This is a genomic window from Paenibacillus sp. Soil750 (assembly GCF_001428045.1).
In the GTDB taxonomy this organism is placed as follows: domain Bacteria; phylum Bacillota; class Bacilli; order Paenibacillales; family NBRC-103111; genus Paenibacillus_E; species Paenibacillus_E allorhizoplanae.
Genome location: NZ_LMSD01000009.1, coordinates 19,261 through 38,640 on the forward strand (window position 1 = coordinate 19,261; position 19,380 = coordinate 38,640).

At 45.0% G+C, this 19,380-nt stretch carries 15 protein-coding genes; 10 read left to right on the forward strand and 5 right to left on the reverse strand.

Features of this window, described 5'->3' with window-relative positions; all coding sequences use genetic code 11:
* Positions 1 to 100: 100 nt before the first annotated feature.
* Entirely contained in the window at positions 101 to 4,321 is a 4,221-nt protein-coding gene (locus tag ASL11_RS09755; protein ID WP_056612975.1) for a glycoside hydrolase family 9 protein, read from the forward strand.
* Between the two features lie 108 nt (positions 4,322 to 4,429).
* Here the strand turns inward: ASL11_RS09755 and ASL11_RS09760 are convergent, their stop codons facing one another.
* Positions 4,430 to 4,852 carry a MarR family winged helix-turn-helix transcriptional regulator gene (locus tag ASL11_RS09760; protein ID WP_327205095.1) on the reverse strand — a complete coding sequence of 141 codons (423 nt, stop codon included), beginning with the start codon at positions 4,850 to 4,852 and terminating at the stop codon, positions 4,430 to 4,432.
* 203 nt (positions 4,853 to 5,055) lie between these two features.
* On the opposite strand from ASL11_RS09760, the gene ASL11_RS09765 reads away from it, so the two are divergent.
* Both ASL11_RS09765 and ASL11_RS09770 read left to right on the forward strand, forming a co-directional pair.
* The gene (locus ASL11_RS09765; protein WP_056612979.1) at positions 5,056 to 5,511 is read left to right on the forward strand and encodes a CBS domain-containing protein; all 456 of its coding nucleotides are present in this window, start codon (positions 5,056 to 5,058) and stop codon (positions 5,509 to 5,511) included.
* Between the two features lie 25 nt (positions 5,512 to 5,536).
* Positions 5,537 to 7,372, forward strand: a complete 1,836-nt coding sequence (locus ASL11_RS09770) for an LTA synthase family protein (RefSeq protein WP_056612981.1) — start codon at positions 5,537 to 5,539, stop codon at positions 7,370 to 7,372.
* 212 nt (positions 7,373 to 7,584) lie between these two features.
* Here the strand turns inward: ASL11_RS09770 and ASL11_RS09775 are convergent, their stop codons facing one another.
* Positions 7,585 to 8,250, reverse strand: a complete 666-nt coding sequence (locus ASL11_RS09775) for a DNA-binding response regulator (protein WP_235550434.1) — start codon at positions 8,248 to 8,250, stop codon at positions 7,585 to 7,587.
* A gap of 147 nt (positions 8,251 to 8,397) precedes the next feature.
* Positions 8,398 to 9,288, reverse strand: coding sequence for an AraC family transcriptional regulator (locus ASL11_RS09780; RefSeq protein WP_056612985.1), 891 nt, complete (start codon positions 9,286 to 9,288; stop codon positions 8,398 to 8,400).
* 117 nt (positions 9,289 to 9,405) lie between these two features.
* Between ASL11_RS09780 and ASL11_RS09785 the strand changes: the two genes are divergently transcribed.
* Both ASL11_RS09785 and ASL11_RS09790 read left to right on the forward strand, forming a co-directional pair.
* The gene (locus tag ASL11_RS09785; protein WP_056612987.1) at positions 9,406 to 11,922 is read left to right on the forward strand and encodes a glycoside hydrolase family 2 TIM barrel-domain containing protein; all 2,517 of its coding nucleotides are present in this window, start codon (positions 9,406 to 9,408) and stop codon (positions 11,920 to 11,922) included.
* A gap of 25 nt (positions 11,923 to 11,947) precedes the next feature.
* A complete protein-coding gene (locus ASL11_RS09790; RefSeq protein ID WP_056612989.1) occupies positions 11,948 to 13,102 on the forward strand; it encodes a glycoside hydrolase family 88 protein in 1,155 nt (384 codons plus the stop codon).
* Between the two features lie 218 nt (positions 13,103 to 13,320).
* Here the strand turns inward: ASL11_RS09790 and ASL11_RS09795 are convergent, their stop codons facing one another.
* Positions 13,321 to 13,797: a CBO0543 family protein gene (locus tag ASL11_RS09795; protein WP_056612991.1), complete on the reverse strand. Its 477-nt coding sequence runs from the start codon at positions 13,795 to 13,797 to the stop codon at positions 13,321 to 13,323.
* A 167-nt stretch (positions 13,798 to 13,964) separates the two neighbouring features.
* On the opposite strand from ASL11_RS09795, the gene ASL11_RS09800 reads away from it, so the two are divergent.
* Positions 13,965 to 15,080 (forward strand): amidohydrolase family protein, encoded by a 1,116-nt coding sequence (locus tag ASL11_RS09800; protein WP_157256872.1) that lies wholly within the window; start codon positions 13,965 to 13,967, stop codon positions 15,078 to 15,080.
* Positions 15,077 to 15,439 (forward strand): Rieske (2Fe-2S) protein, encoded by a 363-nt coding sequence (locus tag ASL11_RS09805; RefSeq protein ID WP_056612995.1) that lies wholly within the window; start codon positions 15,077 to 15,079, stop codon positions 15,437 to 15,439. Before ASL11_RS09800 ends, ASL11_RS09805 begins: the two co-directional genes overlap by 4 nt.
* 914 nt (positions 15,440 to 16,353) lie before the next feature.
* Here the strand turns inward: ASL11_RS09805 and ASL11_RS09810 are convergent.
* The gene (locus ASL11_RS09810; protein ID WP_056612997.1) at positions 16,354 to 17,430 is read right to left on the reverse strand and encodes a YncE family protein; all 1,077 of its coding nucleotides are present in this window, start codon (positions 17,428 to 17,430) and stop codon (positions 16,354 to 16,356) included.
* A gap of 166 nt (positions 17,431 to 17,596) precedes the next feature.
* Here ASL11_RS09810 and ASL11_RS09815 point away from each other — a divergent pair, with 166 nt between their 5' ends.
* The 3 genes from ASL11_RS09815 to ASL11_RS09825 all read left to right on the forward strand — a co-directional run bounded on the left by ASL11_RS09815 (position 17,597) and on the right by ASL11_RS09825 (position 19,230).
* On the forward strand, positions 17,597 to 18,487 hold the full coding sequence (locus ASL11_RS09815) for an SMP-30/gluconolactonase/LRE family protein (protein ID WP_056612999.1): 891 nt from the start codon (positions 17,597 to 17,599) through the stop codon (positions 18,485 to 18,487).
* A 114-nt stretch (positions 18,488 to 18,601) separates the two neighbouring features.
* Positions 18,602 to 18,892 (forward strand): hypothetical protein, encoded by a 291-nt coding sequence (locus ASL11_RS09820; RefSeq protein ID WP_157256873.1) that lies wholly within the window; start codon positions 18,602 to 18,604, stop codon positions 18,890 to 18,892.
* Between the two features lie 50 nt (positions 18,893 to 18,942).
* Entirely contained in the window at positions 18,943 to 19,230 is a 288-nt protein-coding gene (locus ASL11_RS09825) for a hypothetical protein (protein ID WP_056613004.1), read from the forward strand.
* Positions 19,231 to 19,380: the final 150 nt, after the last annotated feature.

The following is a 19,380-nucleotide window of genomic DNA, read 5'->3' on the forward strand; positions in this document are numbered from 1 at the left end:
CACAAGATGTAGAGATTACATCATCGTTCGAATATCGAAGATTTTGTATAATTGAAATGTAAGCGATTTCTAAAATATTTAAGCACAGGAGGAATGGTTAATGTCAAGCACCACTCGTATGAAAGGAAGGTCAAGGAGATTTTGGTGCATATGTTTAGGCTTGATCCTCGCGTTAAACACCCTGTTGATTTCACCAAGTACAACCACAGCAGCTGTAACACCGCTGCCAGGACCAAACAATCCGCTGCTTTATGACGACTTTAATGGGGGTGGTCTCTACAAACAGAACTGGATGAATTGGTTCAACCAAGCAGGTGGAACGGGCACATATTCAAAGACAACTGTCGACTCGCGTCAAGTCGGGTTATTCACCCAAACGCCAACGTCGAGCTCGTCCTGGGCGAAATTCCAGCCCATGAATGAGACAGTCGATTTGACGGGCTATCGCTATTTGAACGTTACCATGAAAAATCCTGGGTATGCGAATTCGCTCATTCGAGTTGTAGTTGGAGACGGAACAACCAACTACAATTTGACCAATGGATGGGTTGCCATTCCGACAACATGGACGACGAGTCAATTTGATTTGAACGCCTTGACACCAGCGCTGAACAAAAAAACAGCTAGGCTTGAAATTTGGCTCCGTCAATCCGGAGGAACATATGGTGAGACACTGATTGATGATATTTTCGCATCTACGGACAACAGTGGCACTGCACCAACATTAACAGGCAGCATGACGGCTAACTCGGCGAGTGGCTATAATCAGAACACATCCTTTACTTTCAAAGCGTCATATACGGATGCAGATAATGAGAAGCCTTTCGCTATGCAGCTTGTTGTCGACGATACCCTTTACGATATGAGGGAAGAGGATAATGCAGATACCACCTATTCCAATGGCAAAAATTATTACTACATCACGAAGCTGCCCGTGGGCTCCCATACGTATTATTTCCGAACGACGGATTTGACGTCGAATCAAGTATCAACGACGGTCCAGAATGCTGTCGTTACGAGTACCACTCAAGTCATCGACGTCACGGTCAGCCAAGCCGGATATAATGCGGGTGCTTTCAAAAACGCTAAAGTGACAGCGCAGCTTGCTCTAACGGATACGTCATATGTCGTGAAGAATGGTGCAACGGTTGTTGCTACTGGCAATATGACGTACGATGGTTTCTTTTGGAATAAACACGTATATTCGATTGATTTCTCATCCATCACAGCTAGCGGTACGAATTATACCGTTGTCAGCAATAGCATTTCCTCCTTCCCTTTCGCTATTCAACCGAACATTTGGTCGAATTACAAGGATGAAATGACTGCCTTCTATCGCATCTTACGCGCGAGCGTGGCAACTTCCGATGCCTATCCTGCTGGCTATAGCACGGTAGCACCATCTGCTAATATATATCATGCAGCGGGTCATTTGGATGATGCGCAATCGGCTGATGGTTTAACTCACTACGATTTGACAGGTAGTTGGTATGATGCGGGTGATTACGGCAAATATGGCGGCAACCAATGGGTAGGCAGCGAAATTGCTTTAGCCTACATACGGCATGCCGACGCAGCCAGCTCGAAGTTCGATAATGACAGCAATGGTATTCCTGATCTTGTTGATGAAGCGGTATTTGGCAGTGAGTATTTGGTCAAATTCGCGAATCAACTCGGAGGAGAAATGTATGATCTTAAGAACAACGCAAGCTTCGTTCATCCGAGTAAAACGACGGATAACATAAACGGCACAGCCGACGATCGCAAACTCTCCGGCTTAGGTGTTGGAGGTTCCGCCAAAGCAGCGGGAACACTTGCGGCTACAGCAAGGGCTATCCGCACAGCAATCGCCAAAGGTGACATCGCTACAGCGAAGGTCACAGCGCTCACAACCTTCGCAAACAATTGTGAAGCGGCTGCGGTTACTTTTTACAATTATGTCGTTGCGAATCCGAACGGGCCAGTTGGTTCCTACTCCACTCGTGGCGGTATTCCGAATTCCAAGCTTCTAGCGGATGTAGAGCTGTATCTGTTGACAAACAACGTAGCCTACAAAAATGCTGCAACGGATAATATCAACACACTTGTCTTTACCGATTTGGCTTCTACGAACTATTGGGATATGAGACCGATGTCTTTAGTGGAGTTCTATCCTGTCGCTGATGCCACGACGAAAACGCATATTCAGGCGTTATTGAAACAGCAAGTTGATTATTTCCTATCTTCAACGGATGACACGCCGTACAGCGTGCTGAACCAATTTAAGAACTTCGGTGTGAACGAACCGCATGCGTCTTATCTTGGCGACATGATGCGTTATTACGAGTTATTCCAAGATCCTGCTGCGCTGCGCGCGGTCGAGAAAGGGATGTACTGGATTTTCGGGGAAAATCCTTGGAATATGAGCTGGGTATCTGGGATCGGTTCGGATTATGTCACCTACCCACATACACGATTCGATGAAGGCGCCAATTCCAAACAAGGTTCTGGTGTAGTGTTCCCAGGTGCAATGGTCAGTGGACCGAATATGAAGGATACGAAGGATAAAACAAGCGTCAGCCCATGGTATGAAGATCGTTCACTGTATCAAGATGATACGAACCAATGGCGCTATAACGAATTCAGTATCAGTATTCAAGCTGGCCTCTTGTACACGATAATGGGATTAAGCGCGAATGCATCCGCAAGCTCTGCAGGCGGTTCAACACCAGCGACGCTTCCTATTACATCACCAACAATCGGCGATTATGTACGAGGCAATGTAACCGTATTTAGCGGTCCTACTACAGGATTGAGTAATCTTGAATATTCGTCAACAGGTACTTCAGGTACATTCCTGCCGATGTCCGTTTCTGGCAGTGTGTATGCAGCTACGGTTGATGAAAGTGCGTCTGTCGCCTACGCGAATAAACGCGTGGACATTCGTGGGACAGATGCAACAGGCAGACAAAGCTATAGCTCGACGCATTACACGGTGGCAGCACCTTTGCCAGATCCTTCTACACCACTGATCTATGATGATTTTGGTGGCGGCGGCATCTGGGGGTTTGTGGGTGGTAATGGCGAATGGGTGAACTGGTATACGCAAAATGGCGGAACAGCGGCATTCGTGAAGACAACGTTGGATGGGTTAACAGTTGGTAAATTCTCACAAACACCGACGGCCGTTAATTCCTATGCGAAATTCCAGCCTTGGCACGACATCGTTGATTTGTCTGGGTATCGTTATTTAAATTTCAAGGTTAAGAATCCGAGCTATGCCAATTTGAAGATGAAAATCGAATTAAATGATGGCTCGCGAACTTATAACCTGACTGGCGGCTATATTGCAGTTCCGACCACATGGACGGACTTAGTCTATAATCTAGATACTTTAACGCCTGCCGTGAACAAAAAGAAAGCGACATTATCCATCTGGTTGAACCAAACGAGTGTTGGTTATGGAGAAATGTTTATGGATGAGATCAAAGCAACGAACGTAGCGAGTGGAACGGCTCCGACACTGAGTGCAATCAGCGTAGATCATGCAACTGGTGATGCAGCAACAGACTTCACGTTCAATACAACGTACACCGATGCGCAAAATGAGAAACCATTCTCCATGGAACTTATTCTAGATGGCATTGTTCACCAAATGGAAGCTGTTGATCCAGCAGATGTCACCTACAGCGATGGCAAAGCTTATAAATATACAACCAAATTGCCTGTAGGCAACCATTCCTATTATTTCCACACGACAGATACGACCTCGAATGCGTTAAGCAGCGCCGTACAGTCGGGTCCAAGTGTAACGCAACAGTTGCTTCTCAGTGATTTCAATAATGGTCTTGCGACAGGTTGGACACCTACGAGCGGAACCTGGTCAGTGCAATCCTCGCAATACAGCGGGCAAGCAGGAGGTTCAAACAGCTACTCCATTGCTGGTGAGTCTACTTGGACCGACTACACACTGGAAGCGAAAGTCAACGTAACGAACAACACGAGTGGGAACAAAGACGCGGGATTATTAGTTCGCTATACCGATGCCAATAACTACTACATGCTCTACTTGAAAAATAATGATCATGCCAGTAGTCGGAAAATGGAACTGGTGAAATCAGTTGCTGGAGTCAAAACGACATTAGGCTACACAAGCCCAAGTATAGCTGCCGATACGTTCTACACGTATAAAATTGTCTTAAATGGCAGCAATATCTCGGTGTACAAAGATGGTGCACTCCAATTTAGTGCCGTGGATACAACCTTTACGAGCGGGAAAATCGGGGCTCGCACGTATGCGAATACGAAGGCCTATTTCGATGATGTTTTAGTTACGAGATAATTAAATGAAAAAACTTCCAGTTCAATTAACTGGAAGTTTTTTATCGTTAGAAAAAAGATGGAAACCAAGTGATGGGATTCTCGTAAGAGGATAGTATCTCTGAGAGTATTAAAACGTACAATTGAACTTATTTAGCAGCTCACCGAACCTTTGTTGATCTTCTTCAGTCCAATCTTGAAGATGCTTTGTTAAATACTCCAAGCGTGCTTGCTTGTTCAGAGCTAATTCCGCTGTGCCGGTATCCGTGAGTTGCATGGAGTAGGCGCGGCCATCTTGCGGGTCCGGGATGCGATAGAGATACCCTTTTTGTTCCAAAGCTGCTGTTTGTCTACTGATTGTCGACATGTCGAGTTGGAATTCCTCTGCTAAAGCTTTCACGCCAGCAGATCCATGTGTCGAAATTTGATGGAGCAATAGATAAGCAGCACGATCCAAATTGCCGACTTTTTTATTTGTAGTTGCAGCGATAAAGCGGCGAATGAATATGCCTAATTCAACTTCAATGGTTTCAATGGGATTTTTTGTCATCATAATAGACCTCTTTGTTAGGTGTTTGCAAACATTTATGGTTGTATCGTAACATACACCGGATTATTTGAATATCTTCCAAAGTAGGGTGATCGACAGTCTCTTAAGGATTGACTTCATCCGACATAGTTGTATAATGCAAGTATATAGTGTCATCATACTTCTTGTTTGAATAGAAGGCAACTGTAGACGGGAGAGGACACAATTTGAAGGCTAAGGAAATTATGGTAAGTCAGGTGTATAAAGTAAAAGAAGGGGATACAGTTCGCGCGGTTATTGAGAAGTTCCTCACGCACCGAATTAGCGGACTTCCTGTTGTTAATGATCGGAATGAAGTTGTGGCCTACATCAGTGATGGGGATATTATGCGATATATCGGCAAGCATGATGATTATATATTTGGTTCATATCTCTATACAGCTGTGATCAAAGGCGATAATGATGAGTTTCAAGATCGCGTGCGCAATTTGCTTCCTTTGAATGTGATGAAAATAGCACAGAAGAAGGTGATTGCTGTAGATGCAGAAGAAGACATTGAACAAATCGCAGCGATTTTGGGGAAAAAGCGAATAAAAAAACTCCCCGTTCTAAGAAGAGGCGTGTTGGTAGGCATTATTAGCAGGGGAGATGTGATTCGGCATTCCTTCCATTCTATTTTATGATTTGTAAATGAAAGGAGCTATCTGTATGTTGGAACGGCTCAGGCATAGATTATTTTTATTTCCATTGTTTATCGTGATTAAAATTTATGTAGCTTGGATGATTTTATTTGAAACAGGTCCGTCGGCCAGGATTCTTTTGACAGAAATACCCGCGATCTTAATTACGTATTGCGTGGTTGAATATGTGGTGAAAAAGCATAAACTTGCTTGGTATCTCGCGGTTGACCTGATTATGACCATTTTGTTTTTTGCCCTTGTTATTTATTATAAGCATTTTGGAGTTATTGCTACGTATCACGTTTTAACCCAAGCCAAGCAAGTCGGTGCAGTCAAGAAAAGTATATTTTCTGTGATTGAGCCCCAGTATCTGTTGTTCTTCTTGGACATCGTGATTGTTGCGTTCTTTGCATTTTTCAAGCCGAAAACGAGAGAATGGAAGCCTCTTAGCATGAAAATCGTGGCTAGTGTTGCTTGCTTCTCCGTATTACTTTGTGCACTTAGTGTGATTCCTAACCGTAGTTCCTTCAATGAAAATGTGAAAGCATCTAAAATGGGCATATTAAATTATGAGATGTATAACCTGCTTTCTCCTAAGAAAGAAGAAATCATTAGTCCGGATCAAATTACACAGTCAGCTATTGACGATTTGAAGAATAAAGTTACTGTCGTAGAACCAACGTTACATGGCGCAGCGCGTGGTAAGAATTTGATTATCATTCAAATGGAGTCCTTCCAGAACTTCCTCATCGGTTTGAACATTGATGGGACTGAAATTACCCCCAACCTGAATCGGTTGGCTGGATACAGCTATTATTTCCCGAAATTTTATCAGCAAATTGGTCAAGGAAATACATCGGACGCCGAGTTTATTGTGAACACTTCGTATTACGTACCACCGGATGGCGCGGCTACACAAGTCTATGGGAAGAAAGATTTACCGAGCCTCCCGAAGCTTCTCCAGAAACAAGGCTACACGACGATGAATTTCCATACGAATGAAGTTGGCTTCTGGAATCGGGATGATTTATATCAAGCCATTGGCTATGATCGCTATTATGACAAACAGTATTTCAAAGATGAGGATGCTTTCTTCTATGGCTCGTCCGATGAAGTATTGTATAAGAAAACAGCGGAGGAATTAGCATCGTATCAAAATCAAGGCACACCTTTTTACGCACACGTGATATCGATGAGCTCACATAACCCGTTCACGATTCCCGAGGAAAAATATAAAATGACCTTGCCTGAGCGGTACGAAGGCACCTTCGTTGGTGACTACATTCGTGCAGAGAATTATGCGGACTATGCACTTGGTTTGTTTATTGAGGATTTGAAAAAACGAGGGATTTGGGAAAACAGTGTCGTTGTTGTCTACGGTGATCACCGCGGACTTCCCTTATTTTCTTTAAAAGCGGATGACAAACACTTGATGACGGAAATACTAGGTCATGAATACAGCGAAAAAGAACTCATTAATATTCCTCTTATTATTGCATCGGAAGGCGTCACCACACCGAAAGTGCAAAGTCAGCTCGGAGGTCAAATTGATATTTTACCTACAGTTGCCAACCTTCTTGGTGTGTCGTTGACAGACTATATACACTTTGGTCAAGATTTACTTAACCAAACGGCCTATAACTTATTGCCACAACGGTACTACTTGCCAACAGGCTCATTTGTAAATAATGAAGAACTTTACATGTCAGGAAAAGGTTTCGAGGATGGCAATTATTTTACGCTTGCCGGCAATGCCAATGAACATCAATCAGCAACCGAAGATGAATTTAATCATGCGTTAAGGCTTTTGCAATTATCCGATAGCTATGTATCCCAACTCCCAGATCGTGTGGAGCCTGAATAAACACACATACGCATAGTGGCGGCTCGCCCAAGCCCAAGATAAGATGATGGCATCATCTTATCTTGGGCTTTTTGCTATCCTCTGGGCAAATAAAGTGATGAGGTAACGCTAAAGTGTTAAACTCTGAGAAAAGGTCAGCTTATGGAGGTAATAGCGTTATCGCGTAACGTTAATTTTAACTAGGGAGTCTAATGGAGCCGATTAGCGTTATACTATAACCTTATATGCCGCTGTATGGCCATGTCGCCTAAACGGTAGGTGCGAATGCGACTGGAGCCTGATGTAGGAAGCAACAGCTCGAATTGGACTAATTCGTGAAGCAATTTCCAAGCATGCTGTCCTTTAATAGCAAGCAACTCACAAATCTCCTGAGGCATGAAAGGTCTCTGTATCTGTGTGGCGAAACGGAGAATTTCCCGCTGCTTTAATGAAAGTTTCACATCGGTAGTCACACCACCACCGTATAGTTTTCCTAACACTTGCTGGATGAGTTGCTGACAACGTCGCGGTTTCTCTTTGATGGCGTCCAGAGGGAAACGATAAATTTGCCAACCGTTTAGTATCAATTGGTTTTGTCTTTCGCGCTCATACTCAAAGCTTCGACGGGTCACAAGTTTGGCATGCGAACTGAAATCATCGACTTCCCAATTAATCAAGTAAGGTGGTCTGATATAAGCGAAGTCCAAATAGAAGAAACCGTCCCGAAAATTGGTGACTTCGTACTCTGCATGCAAAAAATCTAAGTTGCCGACGGCAGGTAACCATAGGTTATGTACAAATAACTTCTCATTGTGAGCATGTCCTTCATTCAACCGACGGAGAGCTTCACCTCCAAGATTTTTCCTCTGTTTTTCCAACCATGACTCGTATATGTCCAAGAACATTCCCCCCTCAGCTAAGAACAAAAAACACCGCGCCTTCCCTGAATAGGGAGGGGGCGGTGTGCTTCACGCGCGTCGATATGTAATATCCACTATAGAAGAAAAGCAGCATTTTGTCACTACATTTGAACAAATGCCTTTATGTCATTCGATGAAATTGGTGTAAGCACTCATTCCTTTGAATTTATAGGGCGTGAACCCTACATGCTTCTTAAATAGTTGGCAGAAGTAGGAAAAGTTCCCCAATCCAACAGCCTCACCAATATCTTGCACGGACATATCTGTCGTTCGCAGAAGCCAACAGGCTTGTCGGATCCGACGTGCGGTTAAATATTCGGTAATGGTGCTGCCAATGGATTGATGAAAGGTCGCAGATACATGATTGGGCGTTAGGTGAACAGACGCGGCGAGCTCATCAAGCTTAAAGGGCTCCATGTAATGCGCTTCAATCCAAGCGAGCATTCGCTCGGCTGTTGATGTGCTTTTAACCGAAAGATGAGGCACAGAATCTGAATGCTTCTCGGAATCTGTACGGAGCTGGTGCAAGAACGCCGTGAGGAAGAGTGTCTGCTCTTCCAGCAGTCGCTCGGGTCCTCTTTCTTTGGCAGCATCCAGTCTAGGCACATAGCTGCGCAAAAAGACCTCAAGCTCTGCAAGACTTTCACTCCGGAATGCCTGCGGCATAAGCGGATCCTTCCATAGCTTCATGAGGAACTCACGTAGCGATGGAAAAGCAGAGAGCGCTGCCTCTAGGATAGCGGGCTCAAGAACGAAAAGCGAGCGGATGTAGTTGTCTTCTGGCAGATTGTGAATCCGAATGCGATGTAGTTGAAAAGGTCTAAAGCAAAAAATAGAGCCCGGTGCCAGCTCGACAATTTGTTGTTCTATTACGACGATCCCAGTGCCTTCATGCACGACAAGCAGCTCCATTCCCTGATGAGCATGAAATACTTCTTCGAAGGCGTGTGTTCGATCTTTGAAAAACGATAATTGCACTGGGTGCACGTTTAAGTTCATGTAATTCATCAGCTTCATAGGAGATCACCTCATCGTATTCTAACAACATTTTATCATAAGAGGCATAAACTTTTTTGGTCTTTTTTTTGATAGGATGGAGTTAAGTGAATGTGCAACTAGGAGGAGACAAGTAACATGTTGAAACAACGTTTAACAGAGCAATGGGAGCATTATCGCGGTTCCTTAGGCGGTGTTTGGGAGGTGTGGCGTTCAGATAAGCTGCAAAATCATTATAATGTCCCGTGGGAAACGGTCACGCTTCCACACACGTACAATGGGTCGGATGTGATGGATCCCGATCATAAATATTATCAAGGACAAGGCTGGTATCGGAACAAATTGGAGGTGCATAACCCTTATCCGAAGGGGAGAACGCTGCTGCATTTCGAAGGGGCAGGGCAACGCACGGATGTGTATGTGTATACCGAAAAGGTAGATTCCCACCTTGGCGGATATGACGAGTTCACGGTGGATATTTCGGAAGCGATGGCGCGTTCGAAGGAGATCGAACGATATGCGGGACGGGTGCCGGTCGCGATTGCTTGTGATAACAGCCGAGAACTGGAGACGATTCCTTCGGATGCGAGTGATTTCAATCTGTATGGCGGTGTGTATCGCTATGTGAACCTTGTCTATGTGCCACAGATTTCCTTGGCTCAGGTGCATGTGGAGACGATTGTGGATAATTTGTCTGCACCAATAGCTGGAAGCGGGAAAGTAAAAGTACGAGCTAAGTTGTACAACCCGGACCAGCTGGCGGAGAATATCAAGCTCACAATTGTGCTGAAGCAGCAAGATGGAACCATAGTCGGTCAAAAGGAGATTTCCTTACCAGCCTGGCAGGGTGAGAAGGAGATTGCGGACTTCGAGGTTGAGAATCCACATCTATGGTCCGTCGCAGACCCATATTTATTCAACTGCTCCGTTGCCCTCGTCTGTTCAGATGGCGAAACGACAAGTCAAGAACGGTTCGGCTTCCGAACGTTCGAATTTGTGAAGCAAGGTCCGTTTAAGCTGAACGGCGAACGTCTCTTGCTGCGTGGTACGCATCGACATGAGGATCACGCAGCAGTTGGGGCGGCGATGACGGAAGACATGATCCGTGAAGAAATGCAGCTCATTAAGGAGATGGGCGCGAATTTCATCCGCCTAGGGCATTATCAGCAGTCTCGCATCGTGCTGGATTTATGTGATGAGCTGGGCATTCTCGTCTGGGAGGAAATTCCTTGGTGCCGCGGTGGACTTGGTGGTCCCGAGTATCGTCAACAATGCATCGATATGCTTACAGCGATGATCGCTCAACATTATAATCATCCATCCGTTATTTTATGGGGATTGGGCAATGAGAACGATTGGGAGTGCGATTTCGATCATTTCGATCAGCAAGAAATCCGCACTTTCATGAAAAAATTGCATGATCTGTCGCATGAGCTGGATCCAAGCCGCTTAACTGCGATTCGCCGATGTGAATTTTGTAAGGATATTATCGATGTGTATTCGCCTTCCATTTGGGCAGGCTGGTATCGTGGTGTGTATACCGACTATGAATCCAGTTGTCAGACAGCATTTGAGAATGTGGATTCGTTCTTCCATATGGAGTGGGGAGCGGACAATTTACCAACTCGGCATGTGGAGAAACCGTTCACGGGTTTTGCATTTATGAAGAATACTGATGATGGCGTTACCGACGAGCGTGATGGGGATTATTTATTGACGGGTGGTGAACCGCGCGTATCGCGTGATGGCGATTGGTCGGAAACGTATTTCTGCGAGATGATCGATTGGTACTTGAAATCGCAGGAGAAGATGGATTGGCTGACGGGTGCAGCGCAGTGGTCTTTCAAAGATTTTGCGACACCGGTCCGGCCGGATTCACCGATTCCATATTTGAATATGAAGGGGATCGTTGAGCGTGATCTCACGCCGAAAGAAGCCTTTTACGTCTTCCAATCCTACTGGTCAGACAAGCCGATGGTTCGTATTTATGGTCATACGATGCCAATTCGCTGGGGAGCTGAAGGAGAGCGGAAGTTGATCAAGGTGTACTCGAACGCCGAACAAGTTGAGCTTTTTCTGAATGGAGAGAGCTTAGGCGTGAAGCAGCGCGATTCGCAAGATTTCCCATGTGCGGGTCTTCGCTGGGAAACGGAGTTGACTGCGGGTGAGTATCAGCTGCGTGCGGAAGCGATCTGCAATGGTGAGGTTGTAAGCGACGAGCTACAATTCACGTATCAATCGGACACGTGGGATGAACCTGCAGAAATTCGAGTAACGACTGAAACGTTAGAGGATGGACGAGTTTACGTTGAAGTTGGTGCGTATGATGCGAAAGGTGTTTTTTGTCCCGATGCAGCTAGGTTTGTTCGCTTTGGGTTAGCTGGGGATGGGAAGCTGCTTGATAATCTCGGCACGATTCGTGGATCGAGACAGGTCCAGCTTGCAAGTGGTCGTGCAGGAATTTACGTAGATCCTACAGGTGGCTTGCCAGCTGGTATGACGGTGACGGATTTCGTAAGTGCAGGTGGACCAGCATCATCACTTGCATCTTTATCACAAGGGAATAGAGATGTTCAGCGGAAATTTACGTCCGTTGTCAGCGCTGCCTGTGAAGGTATGTCTACGGTAACAGCAGTCATAGAAGTTATGAAGTAAAACCACTTCGAGGAGGCGTTTAAAGATGGGTGAACTTATGAATGTAGCAAAGTGGGAAAACGCACAGAAGCTAGAGGAGATTTTGCCAGAAGTATGGAAAGAACTGCAAGTGAAGGTTGATCGGATGATCGAGCAAATTGGGGATAAATCGCCTCATGTTGCCAAAGAAGACGGCGTTTATGATGATATGCGGGTCGATTGGTGGACGTCAGGCTTCTGGCCAGGCATTCTTTGGATTATGCATGAGATGACGGGAAAAGAACACTACAAGGAAGCAGCCTGGGAGTGGGACGGCAAGTTTGAGCAAAAAAGTATTATAGATAATAATTTCCATCATGACGTTGGCTTCCAATACTTGCCGACTGCGGTTATTAAACATAAGCTGACAGGTGATAAAGATGGTTTGCGTCGTGGTCTGCAAGCAGCCAATTTCTTGGCAGGCCGATTCAACATCGCTGGTAACTTCCTTCGCGCGTGGAACCAAGATAAGATAGGTTGGTCGATCGTCGATTCCACGATGAATCTGTCTATTTTATTCTGGGCAGCCGAGACGACAGGGGATCCACGCTTTGAACATATCGGAAGAGCACATGCCGATACCGTTGTTCAGAAGTTCATCCGCGAAGATGGCTCCGTGAACCATATCTTGAGTTTCGATCCGAAGACAGGCGAGCTGATTGAATCGCTTGGTGGTCAGGGTGCCGGCCCGCAATCGGCTTGGAGCAGAGGCGCAGCGTGGGCATTGCATGGTTTGGCCAATGTGTATCGATTCACAGGAGACACACAGTACTTAAAAGCAGCTCAACGCGTGGCGAATTACTTCTTGGCGTGCCTGCCTGAAGATCACGTGGCACATTGGGATTTCCGTGCGGATGCGTCGTTGGATAACGAGCCGCGAGATACGTCGGCCGCTTCCTGCGCAGCTTCTGGGTTGATTGACCTTGCAGCCTTCCTGCCGCCAAACGAAGGTGCGATGTATCTCCGTGCAGCAGAAGAGATGCTGCTGTCACTTACTGTGAACTACGGTACGTGGGATAAGCTCGAACACCAAGCTATTCTACGCGAGGGAACTGGAAATAAACCTGCTAATTCGAATGTGAACGTTTCGCTCATCTACGGCGATTATTATTACGTCGAAGCGCTAGCTAAACTGGTGGGTTGGAAGCAACGGATATTCTAAAAAATGAAAAAGGAGCTAAGCGCATGTTGCGTTAGCTCCTTTTTTTACAAATCCCATGCCTAGCATGCCATAGTGATGAAAAACATCACTAAATTGCTCGAGAACCTTGCGTTTCTGGTGAGGAGGGTGCAAGCCGCTTTCAATTATTTAAACAGCATATCATTCAGCGGAGCTAGGGATTCCTGTGATCATTGAGAAGCAAGAATTTGAATCAAGCATTACTTTGTATTACTAAAGTTTACCCCGTGCTTTCTAGCAAGCGCATAGAATCCATACACAGCTGCAACAGCAATAAGATAAGAGACAAAAGTCCATCCAATCGTCCAACCATGTCTATACTCAACTTTACCAACTACATAAGCAATTGATTCAAGGCAAGTTAAGATGATCGCAAGTGAAATCAGGACAACCAAAGGGTGCTTCTTCTTAAAATCAATCAAGTAAATGCCTACACACCCTGTCAAAGGATAGAGTCCAATGTCAAAAGGGAGTGCAGAAATCGTTTCATCATCTTCAATTTTTGGTGTGAAATCCCAAAAATCTACGTGATAGCCAATCGCATTAATAAGTGATGAGATGATGGCAGAAACGGGAAATATGAGAATGGCTATAGTTGGAGCTTTTTTAAACCAGGCTATTCCGAATAACCAGGGAACAACAAAGCCGATTAGGATATTAACGAATATACGGCCCACTCCTTACTTCGTAGATACTATCAAGTATGACCCGTACATTTCGCCTTGAAACATGACATAACAAAAATCCAGTTTTCTGCAACATATCTTCATGTACGTCAGCGGGTCTGATGCTTATAGTTGTATATATAAGCGATTACAAGCTCATACCTGAGGAGATGTTGAAGATGAATAAACCGAATATCATTGACACAGATGTCCATAATGCGATAGCTCATTCGAGAGATCTGCTGCCTTATTTGCCTAAGGTCTGGCACGATTATTGGCTTTCTGCCGGACCAGGCTATGGTGGTGGCTGGCATTCTCCAGTAGGTGTGATGCGCAAAGACGCTGTGCCTGATGGCGGTGGAATCCCTGGCAGTGATCCGCAGCATATGTTAAAGCATCATTTTAATAAATATAGTATTGATTATGGGATATTGACCGGTTCTGGGATATTGGGGATTTCCTTGAATCCGAATCCAGACTATGGCAATGTTCTCGCAAGTGCATACAATGACTGGCTAGTCGAAACATGGTTGAAGGCGAGTCCAGTATATAAAGGTTCCATCCTGATCAATCATGCGGATCCGATTGCGTCTGCGAAGGAAATTGATCGTATGGCCAAGCACCCAGACATGATTCAGGTTATTATGTGCAGCGGCTCTCGAATGCTGTTCGGTCAGCGTTTCTATCATCCCATTTATGAAGCGGCTGAGCGTAATGGACTGCCTGTCGCCGTTCATCCAGGTACAGAGGGAAGAGGGATTGCAGGAGCTCCGACGCCATCGGGTTATCCCACATCGTATTTGGAATGGCACAATATTTTACCAATCAATTACATGTCCCATGTGAATAGCTTAGTTTGTGAAGGGGTATTCGAGAAGTTTCCTAAACTTAAATTTGTTGCCATTGAAGGTGGATTAGCTTGGCTTCCGCATCTCATGTGGCGAATGGATAAGAATTTCAAAGGACTTCGAGATTTAGTGCCTTGGCTCAAAAGATTACCATCCGAATACATTAAAGAGCATATTCGATTAACGACGCAACCCATTGAAGAGCCAAGCAAGCCAGAGCATATTAATCAAATACTAGATATGCTAGGCGCGGATAATATGGTTATGTTCTCATCGGATTATCCGCACTGGGATTTCGATAATCCCAAAATGGCGCTGCAACCGATTCGCAAAGACTTAAGACAACGTATTCTGGTTGATAATGCCTTGGAGTTATATGGACATGAGACTTTTCCAGCATCGATAGCTGTAACTACTTCTGTTCGTGAGGGGGATTCCTCACAATGAGCAAAGTGAAATCCAGATATGCAGCAGCCAGCGTCCAAGAACTTGCAGAAAAAGGACGAAAGATTGTAGAAGTAAAAGGCATCGAAATTGGTGTATTCCTTGTAAATGGGAGTTACTATGCATGGCGTAATATGTGTCCTCATGCGGCTGCTCCTGTCTGTGAGGGTGTCGTGTGCGGGACGCGGCTGCCCTCCTTAGTTTATGAATATGAGTATGGTCGCGATAAGGAAATACTGCGCTGCCCATGGCATGGTTGGGAGTTCGGTCTAACGGATGGCAAGCATTTGGTTGAAGGCGGCGTGCAGCTACGAGGTTATGAGGTAGAGGTTGAGGGGAACGAGATCTATGTGCTCATCTAAATAAGTGCAGAGGTAGTGAGCTTACTCAAGTTAAAGCAGGAGGCAGTAAGGTGCCAGAGGTAAGCGGATTCCCATGGGGTGAACGGCAGTTGCGATAGGTGAAACATCTGCAGAAAGTGTACAATTTTTATGGAACAATGTGGTTACGGGGCAGCCAGCTTGGCTGAGAATGATTGTGGCACTTGATGTTCGTGAGGAAGTACGTATCGAGGTTCATTCAGCGATGACTGGCACATTTGTGGGTGAGAGGGACATCAGGTAGGTATAGAGCTACAATTAACCCAAGGCAGCTCACCACTCTTTTCTTGGAGATTCCTCATTAGCTGCGAGCAAAAGTGTAAGAACTGCACTCACACCGTCTCTAATGGAAGATGGATTTCTACAAGGAGTCGCACAGAATAATAAAGTAGGACAAGCGCTCCGGCGAAGTGGTTACCGGATTTGTCGCAAATGGGAGCAGGTCTTCCGGCTCAATTGGATGCTGCTTTGTTTATCATTGAACAAACACCTCGTTCGGGTCATTTCCTGACGAGGTGTTGTTTTTGTGTTTACTACACGCCAGAAATTATATGTTTTTGGTCAAGGGCTAAGCAAAGTTTGAATTGTGAACCTCGAGAGAAAACGGCGCCTGAGGAAGTGAGATAGTCGAAATAATCGACTATCTCGAGAGAAAACACGCCTGAGGGAGAGAGAGAGTCTATCTCGAGAGAAAACGGCGCCTGAGGAAGTGAGATAGTCGAAATAATCAACTATCTCGAGTGGAAACGGTGCCTGAGAGAGTGAGATAGTCGAAATAATCGACTATCTCGAGTGGAAAAGGCGCCTGAGGGAGTGAGATAGTCGAAATAATCGACTATCTCGAGAGAAAACGGCGCCTGAGGGAGCTAGAGAGTCAGAATCAGACTCTTCGAATCCTAATCTTGAATGACAGATATCGTCTTTTCTCCGCCAACATATATGCGATTCGTGCGCGGATTAAGCAGTAAAGATCCAGACCCAGCGCTAACTTTGAGCTTTGCAAGTGGCTTTAGTCTGCTGCCATGATAAACGATTAGTGGAACTGCACCTGTTTCTGTTGATTCTGAAACGAATAAGTGGTTTGTTCTCGGATTAATCAGCACATCCGTAAAGGCTGGTACGGTTAACGAACCGATGACCTTGTTGGTTCTGCTATTTACAACAAAAAGCCGCCCCTTCACGGAAATTTGTGCACTGGAAATATAAATCCGACACGTAAGTGGGTTCAACGTAATTTCTCTTTGTCGTCTTCCGAGCTGAATCTTTCGTACATTGAGGGTACGCAAGTTCACGACCGAGCTGTATCTACTTAAATTATTAGCGACATATAGTTGGTTAGTTTTCCTATCAAGAACGGGTGTGATGACAGGGTTTCTTCCGACTTTCCGTGTAGCTATGATGTTATTGGTATCTCCTCGGATTACGGCTAATGTATCAGTAGTTGTATTGGTTACGTAGATTCGATTTGTCAAAGCATTGACCAGTATTTGCGAAGGGCGTCCTTTGAATGGAATTTTTCTGTGTACTTTATTCGTAGCTCCATTCAGAACGACGAGATGGGCGTTCCGCGAACGTAAGGAGATCGTTGAAACGTAAACCAGATTCGTATGTGTGTTGAGCGCGATATGATCGCTGCGTTCACCAACCTTGATTGTAGAAATAACACGGTTCGTAAGGCCGCTGATAACGGAAACGGTACCATCATAAAAGTTGGATACATAAATACGATTCGTACGCGTATTGATAGCCATATAAGAAGGCATTTTACCAATTTTAATTGTGGTAATGATTTTGTTGGTTTTGGTATCTAGAACACCAAGGTGGTTGTCTCCTTGTATAACATATAACCGATTCGTTAAGGGGTTGATGGCAAATTGTACAGCCGGACTGCTGACGGGTATAGATGCAATAAGGCGTGGCTTGGTCGATGAGATTCTTGGCATTGTAACGCTCACATCTTTACGGATAATCATAAAGGCTCCCCTTCCCCAAGACATGTGGTACTTCAATCATATTCATGACCACGTTAGTAGGGAACTGGTAGACTGAAGTTAGCGTATCAGGGCACAACTTTTGACCCGTTTCAGCGTTATAATTGCATGACGACAATTACGAACGAATATCTAAGGAGGCATGGTAATGGCACACGAATATACTGGAATTGAGCGCATTGGGAATATACAAGCTAATCTTGGCGAAGGTCCCGTCTGGGACCACACGACAGGGCAATTAATCTGGGTTGATATTAATGGACAAGCCATACATCTGTATAAACCCGCTGATGGAAGTAACCGGACAATTGCATTGGATCAAAAGGTCGGAGCCGCCGTGCCAAGACAGCAAGGTGGCATGGTTCTTGCTATGGAGCGAGGCTTTCATCTGCTGGATTTGGAAACCGAGACGTTAACACTCCTTGAGGATCCAGAGAGTCATTTGCCAAACAATCGGTTTAATGATGGCAAATGTGATCGAGCTGGCCGGTTCTGGGCAGGCACGATGGCACAAAGTGAGTCAGTCACAACAGGTTCACTGTATTGTCTTGATATCGACGGAACCGTTCGTACCATCGAAGATGGCTGCATCACAGTATCCAATGGACTAGGCTGGAGCCCTGATAACACCATCATGTATTACATCGATTCTCCGACGAAGAAAGTTGTAGCCTATGACTATGATAGCGAATCAGGGCGAATCTCCAATCCGCGGACAGTGGTCATCATAGCCGAGGGTGAAGGTTTTCCAGATGGGATGGCTGTGGATAACCATGGCATGTTATGGATTGCGCAATGGGGGGGCTGGCAGGTAGGGCGTTATAACCCGTTGACGGGTGAGAAAATAGGCTCGATTGCTGTTCCTGTGGAGAGAACAAGCTCTTGTGCATTTGGCGGAGAGCAAATGAATGAATTGTATATCACGACGGCTAGTGTAGGTGTGGGTGATGAGGATCGCGTGAATCAACCCCATGCAGGTGGTTTGTTTCGAATAAAGCTAGATGTGAAAGGCCCACAGGCGAATTTTTACGGGGGTTAAGTTAAGTCAGCTCAAATTATTAGAAAGAGTTAAGCGTGCTTTACGTTTAGCTCTTTTTGCTGTGCCTATTGTAGGCTAACATCGGCGTAAGATCTCTTAAACAATAATCGTTGTTTGAGCAAAAATAGTGGAGATACCGGATCGGCTAACCAATACTCGGAGAACCTCAGCCAGACCAATCAAGTAATTAATATGCTCGTTGATTTACCACTTGGCGTAGTGGAAGCCCAGCAAGATAGCGATACTATTTTCAAAGGGATCAATGAGTTAATCAAGAATGGGAATGGGAAAAATAAAGTATTCGTATACGATGGCAGTGGCAATATACTATATCCCTATCAGAAAAATGAAGACGAGGAGCAAACGGCTCTCTATTATCATCAGATTGCTTCTAATCGAGATTAAGCCTCCATGTTGATCAAGAATCCAAACTCGAAGGTGCTGCATGGCATTATATGGAAGTCGACGTCATTCCGATTATTCTACTAGTACGAGAAGGAACAGCTATCTTACACTTGAGGTCTGCGGCACTAACGACAAGTCAACTTCACTGGGATCATTCAGTTTTTAAGGTGTATGGTTCAGTAGGTGATCGGGGGCACATCCAAAGTACATTCTTTCACCCAGTGGAACAAAAATTATATGAGATCGAAATTAACGATGAGAATGGACACCTCGATTTCTCGGAACTCACGAAGCAAGCAATCCATGAGAAGCAGTGGGAGCTTGTACGAAATAAGTAATTGTTGAAGAGCCTTACGATACGTCGTGAGGTTCTTTTTTAATTATACATATGTTAATAAACTGAATATGTAGGTAAAGGTTAAAAAATTAGCCATAATGGTCAATTTGTTTTCTTATCCTGCTTTCTTTTAATAGTTAAAATGAGAGGA